This window comes from Rhizobium sp. P28RR-XV, assembly GCF_012641385.1.
In the GTDB taxonomy this organism is placed as follows: domain Bacteria; phylum Pseudomonadota; class Alphaproteobacteria; order Rhizobiales; family Rhizobiaceae; genus Rhizobium.
On record NZ_JABAIG010000003.1, the window covers coordinates 202,769 to 220,864 of the forward strand.

Sequence of the window (18,096 nt, forward strand, 5' to 3'; positions counted from 1 at the left end):
CTTTGATAGGCAATTTCACGATCATTTCAATAATCTGCACTTGAGAAACGAGGGCGGACATGAACGGCGGCACAGTGGATTTGCGGGCGCCAAAATTGGCGATCGACGGCACAGCTTGTGGTTATCTAACGATCGATCTGGCAGCCCTCTGCCGGAACTACGACAAACTATCTGCAATCGTTGCACCGGCGCGCGCAGCCGCGGTGGTGAAGGCCGATTCCTATGGACTCGGCGCAAACCAGATCTCCAAGGCTCTCTATGCACGCGGTTGCCGCCACTTCTTCGTCGCCCACTTCATAGAGGCACTGCGACTGCGTCCGCAATTGCCCGACGATGCGGCAATCTTCGTGCTGAACGGCCTGCTGCCCGGTAACGAGGCAGCCTGCGCCGATGGCGGCATCGTGCCGGTCGTCAACTCGCTCGATCAGCTGCAGCAATGGGCGGAGACCGCACACGCCCTCCGGTGTAGGCTGCCGGCGGTTCTGCAATTCGATACCGGCATGTCACGGCTTGGCATCCCGCCGGAAGACAGAGGCGCCGTCTTGGCTCATCTGCAAACATCGGACGATCTCGACATCCTGTTCGTCATGAGCCACCTCGCCTCCGCCGACGAAGTCGACAACGGCCAAAATGCCGATCAGCTGGCGGAAATGCGTCGCGTCGCAGCGGAATTCCCGAGCTACGACGTTTCGTTCGCGAATTCCGGCGGCATCTTCCTCAGCGCCGATTTTCACGGCGTGCTGGCGCGGCCGGGCATTGCCCTTTATGGCGGCGCCCCCACGAGCGGCGCAGCCAACCCTATGGAAGCCGTCGTCCGGCTCGATGTCGCCGTGGTGCAGACCCGAACGGTTTCGGAAGGCGCGCGCGTCGGCTATGGCGGCGTGCACGTGACGAAGACCCAAACCCGGCTTGCGACGATCGCCGCCGGCTATGCCGATGGCCTTCCGCGCAGCCTCAGCGATCGCGGCGCGGTTTTTTACGACGGTATCCGCCTGCCGATCGTCGGCCGCGTGTCGATGGACAGCGCGACAATCGATATCAGCGCTCTGCCCGAAGGCGCCCTGCCTATCGGAAACATGGTGGAGGTTCTCGGAGATCACCAGACCCTGGAGGATCTTGCGCGGGATGCCGGCTTGATTTCCTATGAGATCCTGACCAGTCTCGGCCATCGCTTCCACCGTCAATACCGCTGACCTTCCTATCTCTCATTTCTCTCTGAGGACATCATGAAAGTCGTCGTTCTGGGTGCCGGCATTATCGGCGTGACATCCGCCTATCAGCTTGCCAAGGCGGGCCACGAAGTTACGGTCGTCGACCGGCAGCAGGGTCCGGCGCTGGAAACGAGTTTTGCCAATGCCGGCGAAGTCTCCTTCGGCTATTGCTCGCCCTGGGCCGCACCCGGTATTCCCATGAAGGCGATCAAGTGGCTCTTCATGCACCACGCCCCGCTCATCCTGCGTCCGAAGGTCGATCGCGCCATGCTCTCATGGCTCGTCAAGATGCTGTCGAACTGCACCTCGGAACGCTATGCGATCAACAAAAGCCGGATGCTGCGTCTTGCCGATTACAGCCGCATTTCGCTTGCCCAGCTTCGCCAGGAAACCGGCATCGCCTATGACGAACGTATGCAGGGCACGCTGCAGTTGTTCCGCACGCAGCAGCAGCTGGATGCATCAGCCAAGGACGTCAAGGCTCTGGCAGCCGACGGCATTCCCTATGAGGTACTGGATCGCGACGGCTGCGTCCGTGTCGAACCGGCGCTCAGGCATGTCCGCGAGAAGATCGTCGGCGGCCTGCTGACGCCGAAGGACGAGACCGGCGACTGCTTCAAGTTCACCAATGCGCTCGGCGCGAAGGCGGTCGAGCTCGGCGTGAAGTTCCAATACGGCACGACGATCAACGGGCTCGACGTCGAGGGCGGGCAGGTGCGCGCCGTCATGACCGACCGCGGGCGGTTGGACGCCGATGCGATCGTCGTCGCGCTCGGCAGCTATTCGCCGCTATTGCTGAAGCCGCTCGGCATCAGCCTGTCCGTCTATCCGGTCAAGGGCTATTCGCTGACGATTCCGATTACCGACACATCACGGGCGCCGGAATCGACCGTCATGGACGAGACCTATAAGATCGCCATCACCCGGCTTGGCGATCGTATCCGCGTCGGCGGCATGGCCGAAATCTCCGGCTATACCAACGATCTCGGCCTCGCCCGGCGCCAGACGCTCGAGCATTCCGTTACCGACCTATTCCCCGGCGGCGATGTCGCCAAGGCTTCCTTCTGGTCGGGGCTGCGGCCGATGACGCCGGACGGCACGCCAGTCATCGGGCCAACGAAGATCAAGGGCCTGTACCTCAATACCGGCCACGGCACGCTTGGGTGGACGATGAGCTCCGGTTCGGCGCGCGTCGTCAGCGATCTCGTCAGTGGCCGCAAGCCTGATATCGACGCAACCGATCTCGCCATCAGCCGCTACGCCTGACGGCAACACTCGGCATATAGGTTTTCATGCAGAAAATCGGCGAGCGATACGCTCGCCGACATCGATCAATGCCGCGAGATTCGTGGCAGGAAGATCGTGAATAGGCCGAGCAGCGGCAGATACGAGCAGAGGGTGTAGACGAAGGAGATGCCGCGCTCATCGGCGAAATCGCCGAGCCAGGCCGCACCAAGTCCGCCCGCGCCGAAGGCGAAGCCGAAGAAGATGCCGCCGATCAGCCCGACGCGGCCGGGAATCAGCTCCTGCGCAAAGACGACGATCGCCGGGAAAGCCGAGGCCAGCACGAGGCCGATGATCACGGTCAGGACACAGGTCCAGAACAGGTTCGCATAGGGCATCATCAGCGCAAACGGGATGACGCCGAGGATCGAGAACCAGATGACGAAGCGTGCGCCCAGGCGGTCGCCCACCGGACCGCCCATGATCGTTCCGACGGCGACGGAGCCGAGGAAGAGGAACAGCATCAGCTGCGCATCGCGGACATCGAGATGGAACTTGTCGATGACGTAGAAGGTGAAATAGCTGGAGATGCTCGCCATGTAGACGTTCTTCGTCGCCGTCAGCAGGATGAGGATGGCAAGCGCCCACATCGCCTTGTTGCGCGCGATCGGCAAAGTGCGGCTCGGCGCGGGACGCGCCGATTGCCGGCGGCGATGATTGACGAACCAGTTGCCGACCCAGCTGAGAACGATGAAGCCGATGACGGCCAGCACCGAAAGCCACGCCACGCTCTTCTGGCCGTGCTGCAGGACAAAGAATGCGGCAATCAGCGGCCCGATTGCCGAGCCGGCATTGCCGCCAAGCTGGAAGAGCGATTGCGCCAGGCCATGGCGCCCGCCGGAGGCCAGACGCGCAACGCGCGACGCCTCCGGATGGAAGACGGCCGAGCCGAAGCCGATCAGGCTTGCGGCGATCAGGAGCACGCTGAAACTGCCGGCATAGCCGAGCAGCACGAGACCTGAAAACGTGCTAACCATGCCCATAGGCAACGAATAAGGCATCGGCCATTTGTCGGTGACGATGCCGACCACCGGCTGAAGCAGTGACGCGGTGATCTGGAACATCATCGTCAGCAACCCGATCTGCACGAAATCGAGCGCATAATTCTCTCTGAACATCGGATAGAGCGATGTCAAAAGCGACTGCATCGTATCGTTCAACAGATGGCAGGTACTGACCGCCATGACGATCGACATCGTCGTCTTTTCATATCGGGCCTGCGTACCCGAAAATGCCGCAACCATGGGAGGATTCCTTGCCTATGTCGACTGCCTAGCCGACCATATTGTTTCTTCCGCCTTTAACACGGCTTGCGTGTGTCCTTCTTTCGTGTTCTGGTCCAATAGTTTCTCGATTGGGCGAAAATGGAAAAGCTATCGAAACAGTTGCTGGCAACCCTCGACAACGATCATGTGCAGAACATGCGCTGGATGGAGGATTCGCCTGCGGATGTGCTCGTCCATAGTGCCGAACCGCCGCAGGGCTATACCGTTCCGTGGCACCGTCATCGCCGCACCCAATTGCTTTGCATCTTCGCCGGCGTCGCCCTGATCATGACGGCGCGCGGTCGCTGGATGGTGCCGCCCGGTCACGCTCTCTTCATCCCGGTCGGGCTGGAGCACTCGATCGAAATCCTGAGCGATGTCAGCATGAAATCCGTCTACGTGACACCGCGCGGCCAGCCGCCGAAGGATGAAGCTCCGCGCGTCGTCGAAGTCACGGATCTCGCCCGCAGCCTGCTGTTGGAGGCCATTCGGCTGCGGGAAGCACCGGTCAGTCACCGAAAAGCGAGGCTGGTCCTGTCTCTGCTCGTCGAGGAAATCGCGACACTGCCGGAGCGTCCCCTCGGCCTCCCCTTCCCGTCCGACCGTCGGATGGCCGCGCTCTGCCGCGACTATTTGTCCAACCCGTCGCCCAACGCCAGACTGGACGATTGGGCCGAGAAGCTTTCGGTGAGTCGCCGGACGTTCACACGGCAGTTTCGCAAGGAAACCGGCATCAGCTTCACCACCTGGCGCCAGCAGGCCAGCGTCTTTGCCTGCCTGCCGCAGCTTGCCGAAGGCCAGCCGGTCACCAATGTCGCGCTTGAAGCCGGCTATGAGAGCGTGGCGGCGTTTACCACCATGTTCCGGCGCATGCTCGGCACCTCGCCGCGCAGCTATATGGCCAGCCGCTGGACCTTTGACCGGCAATCCGCCTGAACGCTTGCCCTTGAAATGATCGGGCGCTTCCGGCAAACAGCGCTTGAGATCGAGGGCAAGTCTATGCGGCATATTCAAATCGTCGGTATCGGCACGGGAAATCCCGAACATCTGACCGTGCAGGCGATCAATGCGCTGAATGCGGCCGATGTCATATTCATCCCCAGCAAGGGGGCCGCCAAGACTGAGCTTGCCGACATCCGGCGGGAAATCTGCCAGCGCTATGTCACCAATAAAGCCACGCGTTTTGTCGATTACGACGTGCCTTCACGCCAGACGGCGGAGCGCAGCTATGTGCAGAGCGTCGACGAGTGGCATGACGCGATTTCCTCGACCTATGAGCGGCTGTTCCTGGAGCATCTGACGGAAAACCAAAGTGCGGCCTTTCTCGTCTGGGGCGATCCGGGCCTTTACGATAGCACCTTGCGCATCCTCGAGCGCGTCGTCGCGCGCGGCAAGGTCGCCATCGACTACAGCATCATTCCCGGCATCACCAGCATCCAGGCGCTGACGGCGAGCCATCGCATTCCCCTGAACCTCGTCGGCAAGCCGGTGCAGATCACCACCGGCCGGCGGCTGGCCGAAAGCTTTCCGGGACGTGCCGAAACGGCCGTCGTGATGCTCGATGGCGAGCAGGCCTTCAGCAAGATCGATGATCCCGATGCCTATATCTATTGGGGAGCCTATCTCGGCACCAAGGACGAGATTATCATCGCCGGCAGGCTGGCCGATGTTTCAGAGCGGATTCTGACAATTCGCGCCGAGGCCCGCGCCAAGCATGGATGGATCATGGATATTTATCTCATGCGCAAGGGACAGGATTTCGACGATCGCGACTAGGCGCGCGGCCAAATGCCAGGCGCCAAAATGTTTGCCCGCCGATCCGGATTGTGCAAGGAAACGTCCCTCATGAAGGGCAGCCTTATGGTTCCGGCCGATACAGAGACGATGAAGGGACAAGCGTGCCTCTCGCAGGAGGCCGATCGTCACCCTGTCGCATCGCCCCTGCACTCCATGGTTCGCGGCGCCTGCCCCTCTTTGAGCACGCCGATGCAGACGGGTGACGGACTGCTCGTGCGCCTGCGGCCATCGGCACCGGGTTTGACTGTCGAGCAGTTTCGCGCCCTGGCCGAAGCCACGCAGAAGCATGGCAACGGCCTGATCGAGATCACCGCGCGCGGCAATCTTCAGCTTCGTGGCATGATGCCGGAGAGCATGGCCGGATTGGCCGCCGATATCGACCGCGCCGGCATCGTGCCGGAGAGCGGCGTTGCCATCGAAGTCCCGCCGCTCAGCGGCCTCGATCCATCGGAGATCGCTGACGCGCGTGGGCTCGCCGAGCGCCTGCGGAGCGCCATCGATGCACTTCATCCCAAGCCGCTGCTCGCTGCCAAACTTTCCATTATCGTCGACGGCGGCGGCCGGCTCGTCCTCGACGAGCTCTCGGCGGATATCCGGCTGAAGGCCTTAAAAGTCGTTGATGGCCGGCAACTATGGACGCTCGCCATCGCAGGAACACAGGCAACGGCCACGCCGCTTGCCATCCTGTCCAACGAAGACGCGATCACCAGCGTCATCTCACTGCTCAACGCATTGGCCGCAATCGGACTTCGTGCCCGCGGCAGGGATCTGGACATCGCATCCTTGCGCGCGCAATTTCCCGCCCTGCCGGATCTTATGCGCGGCGAGACCATTCCACCGACCTCTCCTGTCGGGATCATCCCGCTGGACAAGGTACAGTCCGCAATTGGCCTGCGCCCTGCCTTCGGTCAAATTCATGCTCAAGATCTCATCCACTTTCTTGGCCTCGCGGAGACGGCGGGTGTGCGTGAAATTCGCACGGGACCGGAACACAGCCTTTTGCTGCTCGGCCTTCCGCTTGATCGGATCGAAGATGTTTTGGCCGCCGCAGCGGATTGCAACTTTCAAACGCGAGCAGGTGATCTGGCAAATTATGCCATTCCCTGCGCCGGCGCCGGCGCATGCGCTTCCGCCCATTATGCCACGAGACAAGCTGCCGCCGATCTGGTCGAAGTGGGGGCAGATCTGCTTGACGGCTCGCTCAAGGTACATCTGTCCGGCTGCACAAAAGGCTGTGCCCATCCCTCTCCGGCAATGCTCACCATCGTCGGGACTGCAACGGGCTATGCTATTGTCGTAAATGGGTCATCATCAGCTGAGCCCGTAGCTTACATCGGCAAGGAAGACCTGAAATCGGCGCTGGCAACGCTCGGGGAACTGGTACGAAACAACAAAGCTGCTGGCGAATCGGCACAGCAGTGTCTTAAACGGCTCGGCCGGGACGCAATCGCGACGGCTTTACGACAGGGATAGAAATGCCTGACTATGATTATATCCGCAAGGGCGATGCGATCTATGAGCGCTCCTTCGCGATCATCCGCAGCGAAGCCGATCTCACGCGTTTTCCCGAAGCCGAGGCCGATATCGCGGTTCGCATGATCCATGCCTGCGGACTGGTGGGAGCGGCAGAGCATTTCATGTTCTCCCCCGATTTCGTCGCATCGGCGCGTCAGGCGCTGTCTGCCGGTGCGCCGATCTTTTGCGATGCCGAGATGGTCGCGCGCGGCGTGACCCGCGCCCGCCTGCCGGCGGCAAACGAGGTGATCTGCACATTGCAGGATATGCGCACGGCGGACATCGCAAAGACCATCGGCAACACGCGCTCGGCCGCCGCCATGCATCTGTGGACCGAACGGCTTGCCGGCTCAGTCGTTGCCATCGGCAACGCGCCGACCGCCCTCTTCCACCTTCTGGAAATGCTGCGCGATGGCGCGCCGAAACCAGCCGCCATCATCGGCATGCCCGTCGGCTTCGTCGGTGCGGCGGAATCGAAGGACGCGCTTGCAGAAACCTCCTACGGCATTCCCTTTGCCATCGTGCGCGGCCGGCTCGGCGGCAGCGCCATGACAGCGGCTGCAATCAACGCTTTGGCGAGGCCAGGCCTGTGAGCGCGCCATCCAATGGAAGCCTGATCGGTGTCGGCACCGGCCCCGGCGATCCGGAGCTGCTGACAGTCAAGGCTGTCAAGGCTTTGGAGCGCGCCGATGTCGTCGCCTACTTTGCCAAACAGGGCAGAAACGGCAACGGCAAGGCCATCGTCGGCGACCTGCTGAGAGCGGACGTGACGCTCCTGCCGCTCTACTATCCCGTCACCACAGAGATCGATAAGGACGCGCCTGACTATATCGGTCAGATCACCGCCTTCTATGACGTCTCGGCCGAGATGGTGGCGGCGCATCTGCGCGAAGGTAAGACGGTTGCCGTGCTCAGCGAAGGCGATCCGCTCTTCTACGGCTCCTACATGCACCTGCATGTGCGCCTTGCCGATCGCTTCCCGACCGAAGTCATTCCCGGCGTGACGGCCATGTCCGGCTGCTGGTCTCTGGCCGGATTGCCGATGGTGCAGGGAGACGACGTTCTCTCCGTGCTGCCGGGAACGATGGCGGAGGCCGAGCTTACCCGGCGCTTGGGCGACACGCAGGCTGCCGTGATCATGAAGGTCGGCCGCAACCTGCCAAAAATCCGCCGCGCACTGGATGCCGCCGGCCGCCTGAACGAGGCCATCTATGTCGAGCGCGGCACGATGACGAACGGCGCCATGACGCCGCTTGCCAGCCGCGACGACGCCGAAGCGCCGTATTTTTCGCTGGTGCTGGTTCCCGGCTGGGAAAACAGGCCATGAGCGGGCGTCTCTATGTGATCGGAACCGGCCCCGGCAACCCCGCGCAGACGACGCCGGAGGCATTGGCGGCGGTTGCCGATGCCCATGAATTTTACGGGTATGGCCCTTATCTCGACCGCCTGACCCTTCGCAGCGATCAGATCCGCCAGGCATCCGACAACCGCGAGGAACTGGACCGCGCCAAGGTAGCGCTGCAGCGCGCCGCAGCCGGCGTCAATGTCTGCGTCGTCTCCGGCGGTGATCCCGGTGTTTTTGCCATGGCGGCGGCCGTCTGCGAGGCGATCGATCACGGACCAGTGGAATGGCGCATGGTGGACCTCGTCGTCGTGCCCGGTATTACGGCCATGCTTGCCGTCGCAGCCCGCATCGGCGCCCCTCTCGGCCACGATTTCTGCGCGATTTCTCTGTCGGACAATTTGAAACCCTGGCCGCTCATCGAGAGCCGGCTTCGCGCCGTCGCCGAGGCCGGTTTCGTGATTGCGCTTTACAATCCGATCAGCAAGGCGAGGCCCTGGCAGCTCGGCAAGGCCTTCGAAATCATCCGTGACATACTGCCAGCTGATATCCCGGTCATTTTCGGTCGCGCCGCTGGCCGGCCCGACGAGCGCATGACGGTTGCGCGGCTTGTGGATGCCGAAGCCTCCCAGGCCGATATGGCAACCTGCGTCATCATCGGCTCGGCCGAGACGCGCGTCATTGCCCGAGAAGGACGTCCGGATTTGGTCTATACGCCGCGCTTCATCAGGGAAGAGACGAAATGATCGATCCGATCGAGCGCAGCGTCCACTGTTTCGACCACCGGCAGGCCGGCGGTCTCCGCGCGCTCGACCATGATCACCTTGATGCCGAGCTGCCTTGCCGCCTCGATCTTCCCGTAGGTCGCGTCACCACCGCTGTTCTTGGCGACGACCACCTCGATTGCGTGCCGTCGCAGCACCTCCAACTCATCCTCCAGGCGGAACGGACCCCGACTATGGATATAGCTGACATGCGGCGCGGTCAGCGGCGGCTCGACGGGATCGACGCTGCGGACCCAGTAATGGTGTTGCGGCGCCGCGTTCGCCTGATGCGCCTCCTGCCGGCCGGTCGCCAGGAAAACGCGCAAGGGCACATTCCCGAGCGCGGCCACGGCCTGCGAAACGCTATGCACCGAAAGCCAGTCATCGCCTTCGACCGGCAACCAGGCCGGACGGCGCAGCGCGAAAGCCGTCACAGCGCATTGAGCAGCCGCTTGCGCGGCATTGGCGGAGATGCGGGCCGCGAAGGGATGGGTGGCATCGACCACCAGCTCGATCGCTTCATCGCGAAGATAGCGCGCAAGCCCTTCTGCGCCACCGAAACCGCCGCTGCGCACGGGAACGGGTTGCGGCGCCGGATCGGCGGTTCTGCCGGCAAGCGACAGGACAGGGTCGAGATCAGCGCGGGAGGCAAGCGCTGCCGCCAGCGCGCGAGCCTCCGTCGTACCGCCCAGGATCAGAATGCGGGCCTTACCCATGGCTGAGACACCTTCGATTCAACGCTGGCTCATTCTTATCGGCATCGGCGAAGACGGTCCAGCCGGCCTCGGCGACGAAGCCAAGCGGCTGATCGCTGAAGCGCCAATGGTCTTTGGCGGCGTACGCCATCTCGAATTGACGAGGGCACTGATAACAGGCAAAACCCATCAATGGCTTTCGCCATTCGAAAAATCCGTCGAGATGGTGCTTGCCCGGCGCAGTGAGCCGACAGTAGTTCTCGCCTCCGGCGATCCCTTCTTCTACGGGGTGGGGGTAACGCTTTCACGACGCATTCCGGCTTCTGAAATGACCGTCATTCCGGCACCCTCCTCCTTCAGCCTTGCCGCATCGCGTCTCGGTTGGGCGCTGCAGGAAACGACGGTTCTCTCGCTCCATGGCCGGCCCATCGACCTCATTCGGCCGCATCTGCATCCCCGCCGCAAGATCCTGGCGCTGACATCCGACAGTAGGGGTCCGGCCGAACTGGCCGCTTTGCTGAAAGCGTCGGGCTTCGGTCAGTCGGAGCTTACTGTTCTGGAAGCACTTGGCGGCCCGCATGAGAAGCTCACGCGGCAAAGCGCGGCCGATTTCACTCTTTCCGGCATCAACGATCTCAATATCTGCGGCGTTGAGGTCAAGGCGGAAGCCGGCGCACGGATTTTGTCACTGAGCGCAGGCCTGGCCGACGAGCTTTTCGAACATGACGGCCAGATCACCAAGCGGGAGATACGCGCAATCACGCTATCGGCGCTCGCGCCGCGCCACGGCGAGCTGCTCTGGGATATCGGCGCCGGCTCGGGTTCGATCGGCATCGAATGGATGCTGGCCGACCCGTCGCTGCGTGCAATTGCCATCGAGGCTTCGGCTGAGCGTGCGGCACGTATCCGTCGTAATGCCGCAAATTTCGGCGTGCCGGGCCTGACCGTCGTCGAGGGAGAAGCGCCGAGCGCTCTTTCTAGCCTGCCGGCACCGGATGCGATCTTCATCGGCGGCGGCGGCAGCGACGCCGGCGTGCTCGATGCCGCCATCGGCCAATTGAAAAGCAGTGGCCGGCTGGTTGCCAATGCCGTTACAACCGAGATGGAAGCGCTTCTGCTGGCCGAACAAGCACGCAGGGGCGGCTCGCTGATCCGCATCGACGTTGCGCGCGCCGCACCCGTCGGCCGCATGACCGGCTGGCGGCCGGCCATGCCGGTGACGCAATGGTGCTGGATCAAGCCATAAGTGAAAATGAGGTAGAGCGATGACAGTGCATTTCATTGGCGCAGGCCCCGGAGCGGCGGACCTGATCACCGTGCGCGGCCGGGATCTGATCGGAAAATGCCCGGTCTGCCTCTATGCCGGCTCGATCGTTTCGCCGGAACTGCTGCAATATTGCCCGCCCGGCGCCCGCATCATCGATACAGCGCCGATGTCGCTCGATGAGATCGAGGCGGAATATCTCAAAGCCGCAGCCGCCGGCAAAGATGTCGCACGCCTGCATTCCGGCGACCTCTCTGTCTGGAGCGCGGTTGCCGAGCAAATTCGCAGGCTTGAGCAGCATGGCATCGATTATACGCTGACCCCTGGCGTCCCCGCTTTCGCAGCCGCGGCCTCTGCACTCGGCCGCGAATTGACCATCCCGGCCATTGCCCAGAGCCTTGTTCTCACTCGCGTCTCCGGCCGGGCGTCGCCCATGCCGAACAACGAGACGCTGGAGAAATTCGGCGCGACCGGTGCGACGCTCGCCATCCACCTGGCGATCCATGCGCTTCAACAGGTCGTCGAGGAGCTGACGCCCCTTTATGGCGCCGATTGTCCGGTGGCGATCGTCGTCAAGGCATCCTGGCCGGACGAACGGATCGTTCGGGGCACGCTTGCCACGATCGAGGCAAAGGTCGCGGCCGAACCGATCGAGCGCACCGCGTTGATCTTCGTCGGCCCATCGCTCGGCACCAGCGATTTTCGCGAAAGCTCGCTTTACGATCCCACCTACCAGCGTCGTTTCCGCGGCCGGCAATAAAGCCGGACACCGTTGCAAAGCACCTCGAAATTTCCTCTAGTTGATACCAACCGCTGCGGGGAATGAGGATCAGGATATGCAACGCATTACCATCACCATCGATGACGATCTTCTGGAGACGATCGACAAGATCAGCGTGCAGCGGGGCTATGCCAGCCGCTCGGAAACCTTGCGCGATCTCGTTCGCGACGCCGTTACACGCGCGCAGCCGACGGTTGATCGTGAAGCCAGCTGCTATGCGGCGCTGACCTATGTCTATGAACACGAAACCCGCGACCTGTCGCGCCGGCTGACGACGGCGCAACATCACCACCACGATCTTTCAGTCTCGACGCTTCATGTCCATATCGACGCGCATGATTGCCTCGAAGTTTCCGTGCTGAAGGGCAATGCGGACGAGATAATGGCCTTTGCCGACAGCGTGGTGACGCAGCGCGGCGTACGCTTCGGCAACCTGCACATCATACCATCGGAGCACAGCACGGATCACCCCGAAACGCAGTCGCATGATTGAGCGGTGGGCCCAGTTGTCCGCGGACATGAGTTGCCCGCGGACTACCGCGTCGATCAAAGCTGACCCGCAATATAGGCCATGCTCTCCTTGAGAGCGGCAACCGGCTCCTTCAGGGCGTGGACTGCCGGGGCAAAAGGCTCAAAGGATGCCGGACCGACATAGCCGGCAGCGATCAACGCCCGCAGTTGGCCGATATTGTCGAGACGATCTTGAGCGCCGACCAGCACGCGATGCGGATCGCGCATGTCGGCAACCGAAACGTTGGGATCGGTGACGCCGGAAATATGCACGAGACCCGTCAGCTCCGGAAAAATTGCTGCCTCGCCGGCGAGATGATGGTGGAAGGTATCGTGAACCAGGCAGAAGGTGGCGTTCGCGCCGAGCTCCTCGATCGCGGCTGCCGCTTCGCTCTTCAGGCGTAGCGAGCAGATCTCGAAGCCGAGCGGTTCGACGAGGCCGATAATGCCGGCCGCTTCCAGCATCGGCTTCAAGGCCGACAGCGACTTGCGAAGATTGGCGCGGCGCACCTCCGGCTCGCGGCCGCTGCCGTCATTGACCGGAACGAGTACGAGCGCCCTGGCGCCGCAAGCATGCGCATAATCGATCAGCTCCGCCGCCTCCCGGGCGCGCTCGTCGTTCCATTCGTTGAACCGCTGCAGCGCATTGATGGAGATGATCGTCACTCCCTGGCGCGCGGCAAGCTCCTTCACGGCCGTGGCCGGCGTGCCGTCCAGGATCGCGTTGCCGGCAAGATCGTTGCGGATCTCCACATTATCGATGCCGAGCTCCTTCGCAGCGGCGAAGAACGCCTCCAGCTTCAGGGACGGCACGCACATATGATTGAGCGCGAAGCGAATGGAACTCATGATGGGCACTCCTCCTCAAGGCGTCCGGCTGCAAGAGACATTCCAAATCCGCCGCGCCTGCTTCTCGAACGACTAGCGACATTCATGTCTTTCTTCCATCGTTCCTAGCCATCATTCCTGATAGAATTCTTGGCGAAATGATGGAATTCCATCATGAATGCTAGATGTTTTCCGAGACGAATATATCAAAGGGCAAAATGCTGTGCCCGGCTACAGCTGCCTCATCGCTCTCGACGGACTTGATCATCAGGCTCATCAGTTCCTTGCAGAGCGCGGCCAGCGGCGTGCCGATCGCCATGGCGACGACGTCGTCGGCCAGTGCCGCCTTCGATTCCGGCGTCAACTCGTTGACGACGGCGATCAACTTGCCGGACAATCGCTCTTCGCGAATGGCTGAAATAGCACCCTCCATGCCGCCACCGCAAACGTAGAAGCCGATGAGGTCGGGATGCTTTTGCAGGAGATCGAGCGTCGCCTCATGGGTGATCTCCGGCGTGTCGAGATTGATGAGCGTGTCCAGCACCTCGCATTCCGGCGCGTTTTCGCGGAAGTAAGACCGAAAGCCGATTTCGCGCAGCTCGTGCCCGAGGAACCGATGGCTGCCGACGAAGCAGGCGACCTTGCCGGGACGGCGCGCCGAGCGGGCTATCACCCAGGCGGCCGTACGCCCGACTTTGCGGTTGTCGACGCCGATATAGCCCTGGCGTGCCGTGGTGGAGAAATCGGACAGCAGGGAAAAGACCGGAACGCCTTTTTCCTTGAGCTCTTCGATAGCCGTCGTGACGGCGGGATAGTCCGGCGCGACCAGTGCAACGGCCTGGCTGCGGGCAGCCATTGCCTTCAACTTCTCGACGATCGCCGTCGGCGTCGATGCCGTCACGAAGTCGACCTGAGCGTTGATCCGGGCCGATGTGACCGCCTGCGCGGCCACGACGATCTCCTTGGCGAAGGCCTGATAGAAGGCTTGTACCGGCTTCTGCAGGACGAAGCCCAATCGATATTGCGGCAGGTCCTCGGAGACGCGCTGCCGCAGGAGGCCGACAGCATGATAGCCGATTTCCTGCGCCGCCTCGTAGACCCGCCTTGCCGTCTCCTCCCGCACGCGATGGCGGCCGTTCAGCACGCGATCGATCGTCGCGACGCTGACGCCGGACGCCTTGGCAATATCCGATATGGTGGGGCGACGCATGGCTGCTCCTGAGATATGTCATCATTCATGACATCAGAGTTTGATGTGTTTTGATAGATTCCATCATTCCCGCATTGAGGCAAGCGAAAAGTCGATCTATCGTTTCCGGCATGGAAGGCGAGGCGCCGTTGCGCATCGCGGGAGGCAGGAATGACGACAATCAAGCGGGATTACGATCTGCTCGGCGCAAGCGGCAGGCTGGCGGTGGAAACGGGGCTTGCTGCCGCCGAATGGTATCATACGGATATCACGCGCAAGGACATGAAGGCGCTGATGCAGCGCTCGGATGCGCCTGGTATCCGCGACACCATCATCTGGCTCGCCAGCATGGTTGTCTTCGCCGGGTTGGGCATCTATTTCTGGGGATCCTGGATCTGCATCCCCTTCTTCCTGGCCTATGGCGTGCTCTACGGCTCGGCCTCCGACAGCCGCTGGCACGAATGCGGCCACGGCACTGCCTTCAAGACACGCTGGATGAACGATGCGGTCTATCAGATCGCCTGCTTCATGATCATGCGCAACCCAGTGACCTGGCGCTGGAGCCATGCGCGCCACCACACCGATACCGTCATCGTCGGCCGCGACCCGGAGATTGCCGTCATGCGGCCGCCGGATCTCTTCCGTCTCGTGCTGAATTTCTTCGGCATTCTCGATGCCTGGTACGCGATGGTCGACATGCTGCGCAACGCCGCTGGCGTCGTCAGCGCTGCGGAAAAGACCTTCATTCCCGAGATGGAGCAGCCGAAGGCCATTCGTATCGCCCGCATCTGGCTTGCCATTTATGTCGCGGCCATTGCAATGGCGATCGCCATGGGCTCGATCCTGCCGCTGATGCTGATCGGCCTTCCCCGGCTCTACGGCGCCTGGCACCATGTCCTGACCGGCCTGCTGCAGCATGGCGGCCTTGCCGACAACGTCATCGACCACAGGCTGAACAGCCGTACTGTGATGATGAACCCGGTCAGCCGCTTCATCTACTGGAACATGAACTACCACGTCGAACATCACATGTTCCCGATGGTCCCCTACCACTCGCTGCCGAAGCTGCATGCCATGATCAAGCACGACCTGCCGGCCGCCAACCCATCCATATGGTCCGGCTATCGCGAGATGATACCGGCATTCCTGCGGCAATTGCGCAACGAGGATTATTTCCTGAGGCGCGAGCTGCCGCCGACGGCGCGGCCTTATCGCGAAGAGTTCCACGGCGAGCTGCCGGCCGCCGCCGCTCAATAAAACCGGACATGCAAAGGGAGGACAACATGAGCAACTGGATCGAAGTCTGCGCCGCTGACGCGATCGACGAAGAGGACGTCATCCGCTTCGACCATGACGGGCGAACCTTCGCCGTCTATCGCAGCCCCGAAGACGATTATTTCGCCACCGACGGCCTGTGCACGCATGAGAAGATCCATCTCGCGGATGGCCTGGTGATGGACAACATCATCGAATGTCCCAAGCACAATGGCCGCTTCGACTATCGCACCGGCGAAGCCAAGGGTGCACCGGTCTGCGTCAACTTGCAGACCTATCCGGTCAAGGTCGAAAACGGCACCGTCTTCATCGGGCTCTGAGGAGGCTATCGTGGCGCATTTCGTCATCGTCGGGGCCGGAGAATGCGGTGCGCGTGCCGCCTTCGCGTTTCGTGAAAAGGGATTTGACGGCAACATCACCCTGATCGGCACAGAGCCGCTTGCGCCATATGAACGCCCGCCCCTTTCGAAAGGCGGATCGGATGAGGCGCCCGAGCCCAAGTTCGTCGCCGCTTCGGAGCGTTATCGTGAGCAATCGATCGACCTGAGGCTCGATACGACGGTTATAGCGATCGATCCCGCCACAAAGACGATCAGGCTCGCGGATGGAGAAACGCTCGGCTACGACAAGCTGCTGCTCGCAACCGGAGCCTCCGCGCGCAGCTTCCCCGGTGTCGACGGCGCGTCGCAACGCATCCGCGTGTTGCGCACCCATGCCGATGCGATAGCCTTGCATGCCGCTCTTCACCCCGGCCGGCACATTGCCGTCATCGGCGGCGGCTTTATCGGCCTTGAGCTGGCGGCAACGGCGCGCATGCGCGGTGCCGGCGTCACCGTCATCGAAGGCCTGCCGCGCGTATTGAAGCGGGGCGTGCCGGAGGCGATCGCTAAGGCGCTTACCGAACGACATTGCCAGGAAGGCGCGGATATTCGCTGCGGCCAGGTCATCGAAGCCGTGCAGGAACAGGCTGACAAGGCGATCGTCAGGCTCGGCAACGGCGAAATAATCTCCGCCGATCTGCTGCTCGTCGGTATCGGCGCCTTACCGAACGTCACGCTTGCAGCCGAAGCGGGCCTTGCGATCGACAATGGTATTGCCGTCAACGAGCGGCTGGAGACCTCCGTTACCGACATCTATGCGGCAGGCGACTGCTGCTCGTTTCCGTTGGCGCTATACGGCGGACGACGTGTTCGCCTCGAATCCTGGCGCAATGCGCAGGAGCAGGCCAATCTCGCCGCTGCCAACATGATGGGAGAAGGCGCGGAAATATCCGCGGTGCCCTGGTTCTGGTCCGACCAGTATGATCTGACGTTGCAGATCGCCGGACTGGCGGATGAGGCGGTCATCCATGTGCGGCGCGACCTCGATGACGGGGCGTTCATTCTCTTCCATCTCGGCGCAGACGGACGGCTGCTCGCCGCAAGTGGGATCGGACGCGGCAATGCCATCGCGCGCGATATCCGTCTCGCCGAAATGCTGATCGCCGCCCGCACGCATCCGGATCATGATGCCCTGGCGGCAAGCTGCGTCAAGCTGAAGTCATTGCTTGCGGCATAAGATCGCCCTTACAGCGGCGCGCGTCTTTCAAGACGCGGCAATGGCGCCGTAACGCTTTGAAATGCTGCATAATTTCTCCCTTATATCGAATCCGATTCAAGGAATTATGTGGTAGACTATTGACGAATGGCGGCGAACCATAAATGTCGTCCCATCACGCCAAATGGGGAAAGCGATGAAGATACTCGGCATATCGGGCAGCCTGCGCAAAGGCTCTTTCAACACGGCCCTGCTCCACGCAGCCGTCGAACTGACGCCAAGCGGCGTTGAACTGATCGCCCGCACCATCCATGGCGTGCCGCTCTATAACGCCGATCTTGAGGCTGCGGACGGCATTCCGGAAAAAGTGCAGGAGCTCAAGGAGCTGGCCATATCGGCCGATGGGCTGATCCTGTTCACGCCGGAATACAACAACTCGCTTCCCGGCGTGTTCAAGAACGCCATCGACTGGATGAGCCGCCCCTCCACCGACATTGCCCAGGTTTTCGGCGGCAAGCCGGTCGCAGTTCTAGGAGCCTCGCCCGGCAATTTCGGCACCATCCTCAGCCAGAACGCCTGGCTAACGGTCCTGCGCACGCTCGGTGCCGATGCATGGTTCGGCGGCCGTTTGATGGTGTCGCGCGCCGGCGGCGTCTTTGACGAAGAGGGTCGAATCGTCGACGAGAAGGTGAAACACAATCTTACGGCTTTCATCGAAGGTTTCAGCGCCTTTGTCGCGGATCGCAAAAAGGGGTGATGGCTGCTATCCGGCAGGACTGGAAGGCAATATGATCCTATGATTGAAACGGCGAATAGCCTAATGTGACTGCGGCGCCGGGT

19 protein-coding genes are annotated in these 18,096 nt (G+C 62.0%); 15 read left to right on the plus strand and 4 right to left on the minus strand.

Annotated features, from left to right (window positions below; all coding sequences use genetic code 11):
* The first annotated feature begins 59 nt into the window (after positions 1-59).
* Together alr and HGP12_RS07870 are read left to right on the plus strand one after the other, a co-directional pair.
* Positions 60-1,193, plus strand: coding sequence for an alanine racemase (alr, locus tag HGP12_RS07865; protein WP_168839465.1), 1,134 nt, complete (start codon positions 60-62; stop codon positions 1,191-1,193).
* Between the two features lie 33 nt (positions 1,194-1,226).
* Positions 1,227-2,477, plus strand: coding sequence for a D-amino acid dehydrogenase (locus HGP12_RS07870; protein ID WP_168839464.1), 1,251 nt, complete (start codon positions 1,227-1,229; stop codon positions 2,475-2,477).
* A 65-nt stretch (positions 2,478-2,542) separates the two neighbouring features.
* Here HGP12_RS07870 and HGP12_RS07875 read toward each other — a convergent pair whose 3' ends face one another.
* On the minus strand, positions 2,543-3,739 hold the full coding sequence (locus HGP12_RS07875; RefSeq protein ID WP_168839463.1) for an MFS transporter: 1,197 nt from the start codon (positions 3,737-3,739) through the stop codon (positions 2,543-2,545).
* Between the two features lie 120 nt (positions 3,740-3,859).
* Between HGP12_RS07875 and HGP12_RS07880 the strand changes: the two genes are divergently transcribed.
* The 6 genes from HGP12_RS07880 to HGP12_RS07905 all read left to right on the plus strand — a co-directional run bounded on the left by HGP12_RS07880 (position 3,860) and on the right by HGP12_RS07905 (position 9,160).
* The gene (locus HGP12_RS07880; RefSeq protein ID WP_168839462.1) at positions 3,860-4,696 is read left to right on the plus strand and encodes a helix-turn-helix domain-containing protein; all 837 of its coding nucleotides are present in this window, start codon (positions 3,860-3,862) and stop codon (positions 4,694-4,696) included.
* Between the two features lie 63 nt (positions 4,697-4,759).
* Complete coding sequence (gene cobF / locus HGP12_RS07885) at positions 4,760-5,536, plus strand: precorrin-6A synthase (deacetylating) (RefSeq protein ID WP_168839461.1); 777 nt, start codon at positions 4,760-4,762, stop codon at positions 5,534-5,536.
* Between the two features lie 69 nt (positions 5,537-5,605).
* Complete coding sequence (cobG, locus tag HGP12_RS07890; protein WP_246703283.1) at positions 5,606-7,030, plus strand: precorrin-3B synthase; 1,425 nt, start codon at positions 5,606-5,608, stop codon at positions 7,028-7,030.
* A gap of 2 nt (positions 7,031-7,032) precedes the next feature.
* Positions 7,033-7,665 (plus strand): precorrin-8X methylmutase, encoded by a 633-nt coding sequence (locus HGP12_RS07895; protein WP_168839459.1) that lies wholly within the window; start codon positions 7,033-7,035, stop codon positions 7,663-7,665.
* A complete protein-coding gene (locus tag HGP12_RS07900; protein WP_168839458.1) occupies positions 7,662-8,399 on the plus strand; it encodes a precorrin-2 C(20)-methyltransferase in 738 nt (245 codons plus the stop codon). The genes HGP12_RS07895 and HGP12_RS07900 overlap by 4 nt, the downstream gene beginning before the upstream one ends.
* The gene (locus tag HGP12_RS07905; RefSeq protein ID WP_168839457.1) at positions 8,396-9,160 is read left to right on the plus strand and encodes a precorrin-3B C(17)-methyltransferase; all 765 of its coding nucleotides are present in this window, start codon (positions 8,396-8,398) and stop codon (positions 9,158-9,160) included. The genes HGP12_RS07900 and HGP12_RS07905 overlap by 4 nt, the downstream gene beginning before the upstream one ends.
* On the opposite strand, the gene HGP12_RS07910 is transcribed toward HGP12_RS07905, so the two are convergent.
* Positions 9,124-9,894, minus strand: a complete 771-nt coding sequence (locus HGP12_RS07910) for a cobalt-precorrin-6A reductase (RefSeq protein WP_168839456.1) — start codon at positions 9,892-9,894, stop codon at positions 9,124-9,126. The genes HGP12_RS07905 and HGP12_RS07910 overlap by 37 nt on opposite strands.
* On the opposite strand from HGP12_RS07910, the gene cbiE reads away from it, so the two are divergent.
* The 3 genes from cbiE to nikR all read left to right on the plus strand — a co-directional run bounded on the left by cbiE (position 9,878) and on the right by nikR (position 12,411).
* The gene (cbiE, locus tag HGP12_RS07915) at positions 9,878-11,119 is read left to right on the plus strand and encodes a precorrin-6y C5,15-methyltransferase (decarboxylating) subunit CbiE (RefSeq protein ID WP_168839455.1); all 1,242 of its coding nucleotides are present in this window, start codon (positions 9,878-9,880) and stop codon (positions 11,117-11,119) included. The two genes, HGP12_RS07910 and cbiE, sit on opposite strands and share 17 nt — an antisense overlap.
* Before the next feature lie 19 nt (positions 11,120-11,138).
* Entirely contained in the window at positions 11,139-11,897 is a 759-nt protein-coding gene (gene cobM, locus HGP12_RS07920; RefSeq protein WP_168839454.1) for a precorrin-4 C(11)-methyltransferase, read from the plus strand.
* 76 nt (positions 11,898-11,973) lie between these two features.
* The gene (gene nikR, locus HGP12_RS07925; protein ID WP_168839453.1) at positions 11,974-12,411 is read left to right on the plus strand and encodes a nickel-responsive transcriptional regulator NikR; all 438 of its coding nucleotides are present in this window, start codon (positions 11,974-11,976) and stop codon (positions 12,409-12,411) included.
* Between the two features lie 53 nt (positions 12,412-12,464).
* Here the strand turns inward: nikR and HGP12_RS07930 are convergent, their stop codons facing one another.
* Both HGP12_RS07930 and HGP12_RS07935 read right to left on the minus strand, forming a co-directional pair.
* Positions 12,465-13,277 (minus strand): TIM barrel protein, encoded by an 813-nt coding sequence (locus tag HGP12_RS07930; protein ID WP_168839452.1) that lies wholly within the window; start codon positions 13,275-13,277, stop codon positions 12,465-12,467.
* 160 nt (positions 13,278-13,437) lie between these two features.
* A complete protein-coding gene (locus HGP12_RS07935; RefSeq protein ID WP_168839451.1) occupies positions 13,438-14,466 on the minus strand; it encodes a LacI family DNA-binding transcriptional regulator in 1,029 nt (342 codons plus the stop codon).
* A gap of 150 nt (positions 14,467-14,616) precedes the next feature.
* On the opposite strand from HGP12_RS07935, the gene HGP12_RS07940 reads away from it, so the two are divergent.
* From HGP12_RS07940 to HGP12_RS07955, 4 genes are all read left to right on the plus strand, one after another.
* Positions 14,617-15,702 carry a fatty acid desaturase family protein gene (locus HGP12_RS07940; RefSeq protein ID WP_168878699.1) on the plus strand — a complete coding sequence of 362 codons (1,086 nt, stop codon included), beginning with the start codon at positions 14,617-14,619 and terminating at the stop codon, positions 15,700-15,702.
* Between the two features lie 26 nt (positions 15,703-15,728).
* Positions 15,729-16,040 carry a MocE family 2Fe-2S type ferredoxin gene (locus HGP12_RS07945; protein ID WP_075855758.1) on the plus strand — a complete coding sequence of 104 codons (312 nt, stop codon included), beginning with the start codon at positions 15,729-15,731 and terminating at the stop codon, positions 16,038-16,040.
* A gap of 10 nt (positions 16,041-16,050) precedes the next feature.
* Complete coding sequence (locus HGP12_RS07950; RefSeq protein ID WP_168839449.1) at positions 16,051-17,277, plus strand: FAD-dependent oxidoreductase; 1,227 nt, start codon at positions 16,051-16,053, stop codon at positions 17,275-17,277.
* Positions 17,278-17,452: 175 nt separating this feature from the next.
* Complete coding sequence (locus HGP12_RS07955; protein ID WP_168839448.1) at positions 17,453-18,013, plus strand: NADPH-dependent FMN reductase; 561 nt, start codon at positions 17,453-17,455, stop codon at positions 18,011-18,013.
* The last annotated feature ends 83 nt before the right edge of the window (positions 18,014-18,096 follow it).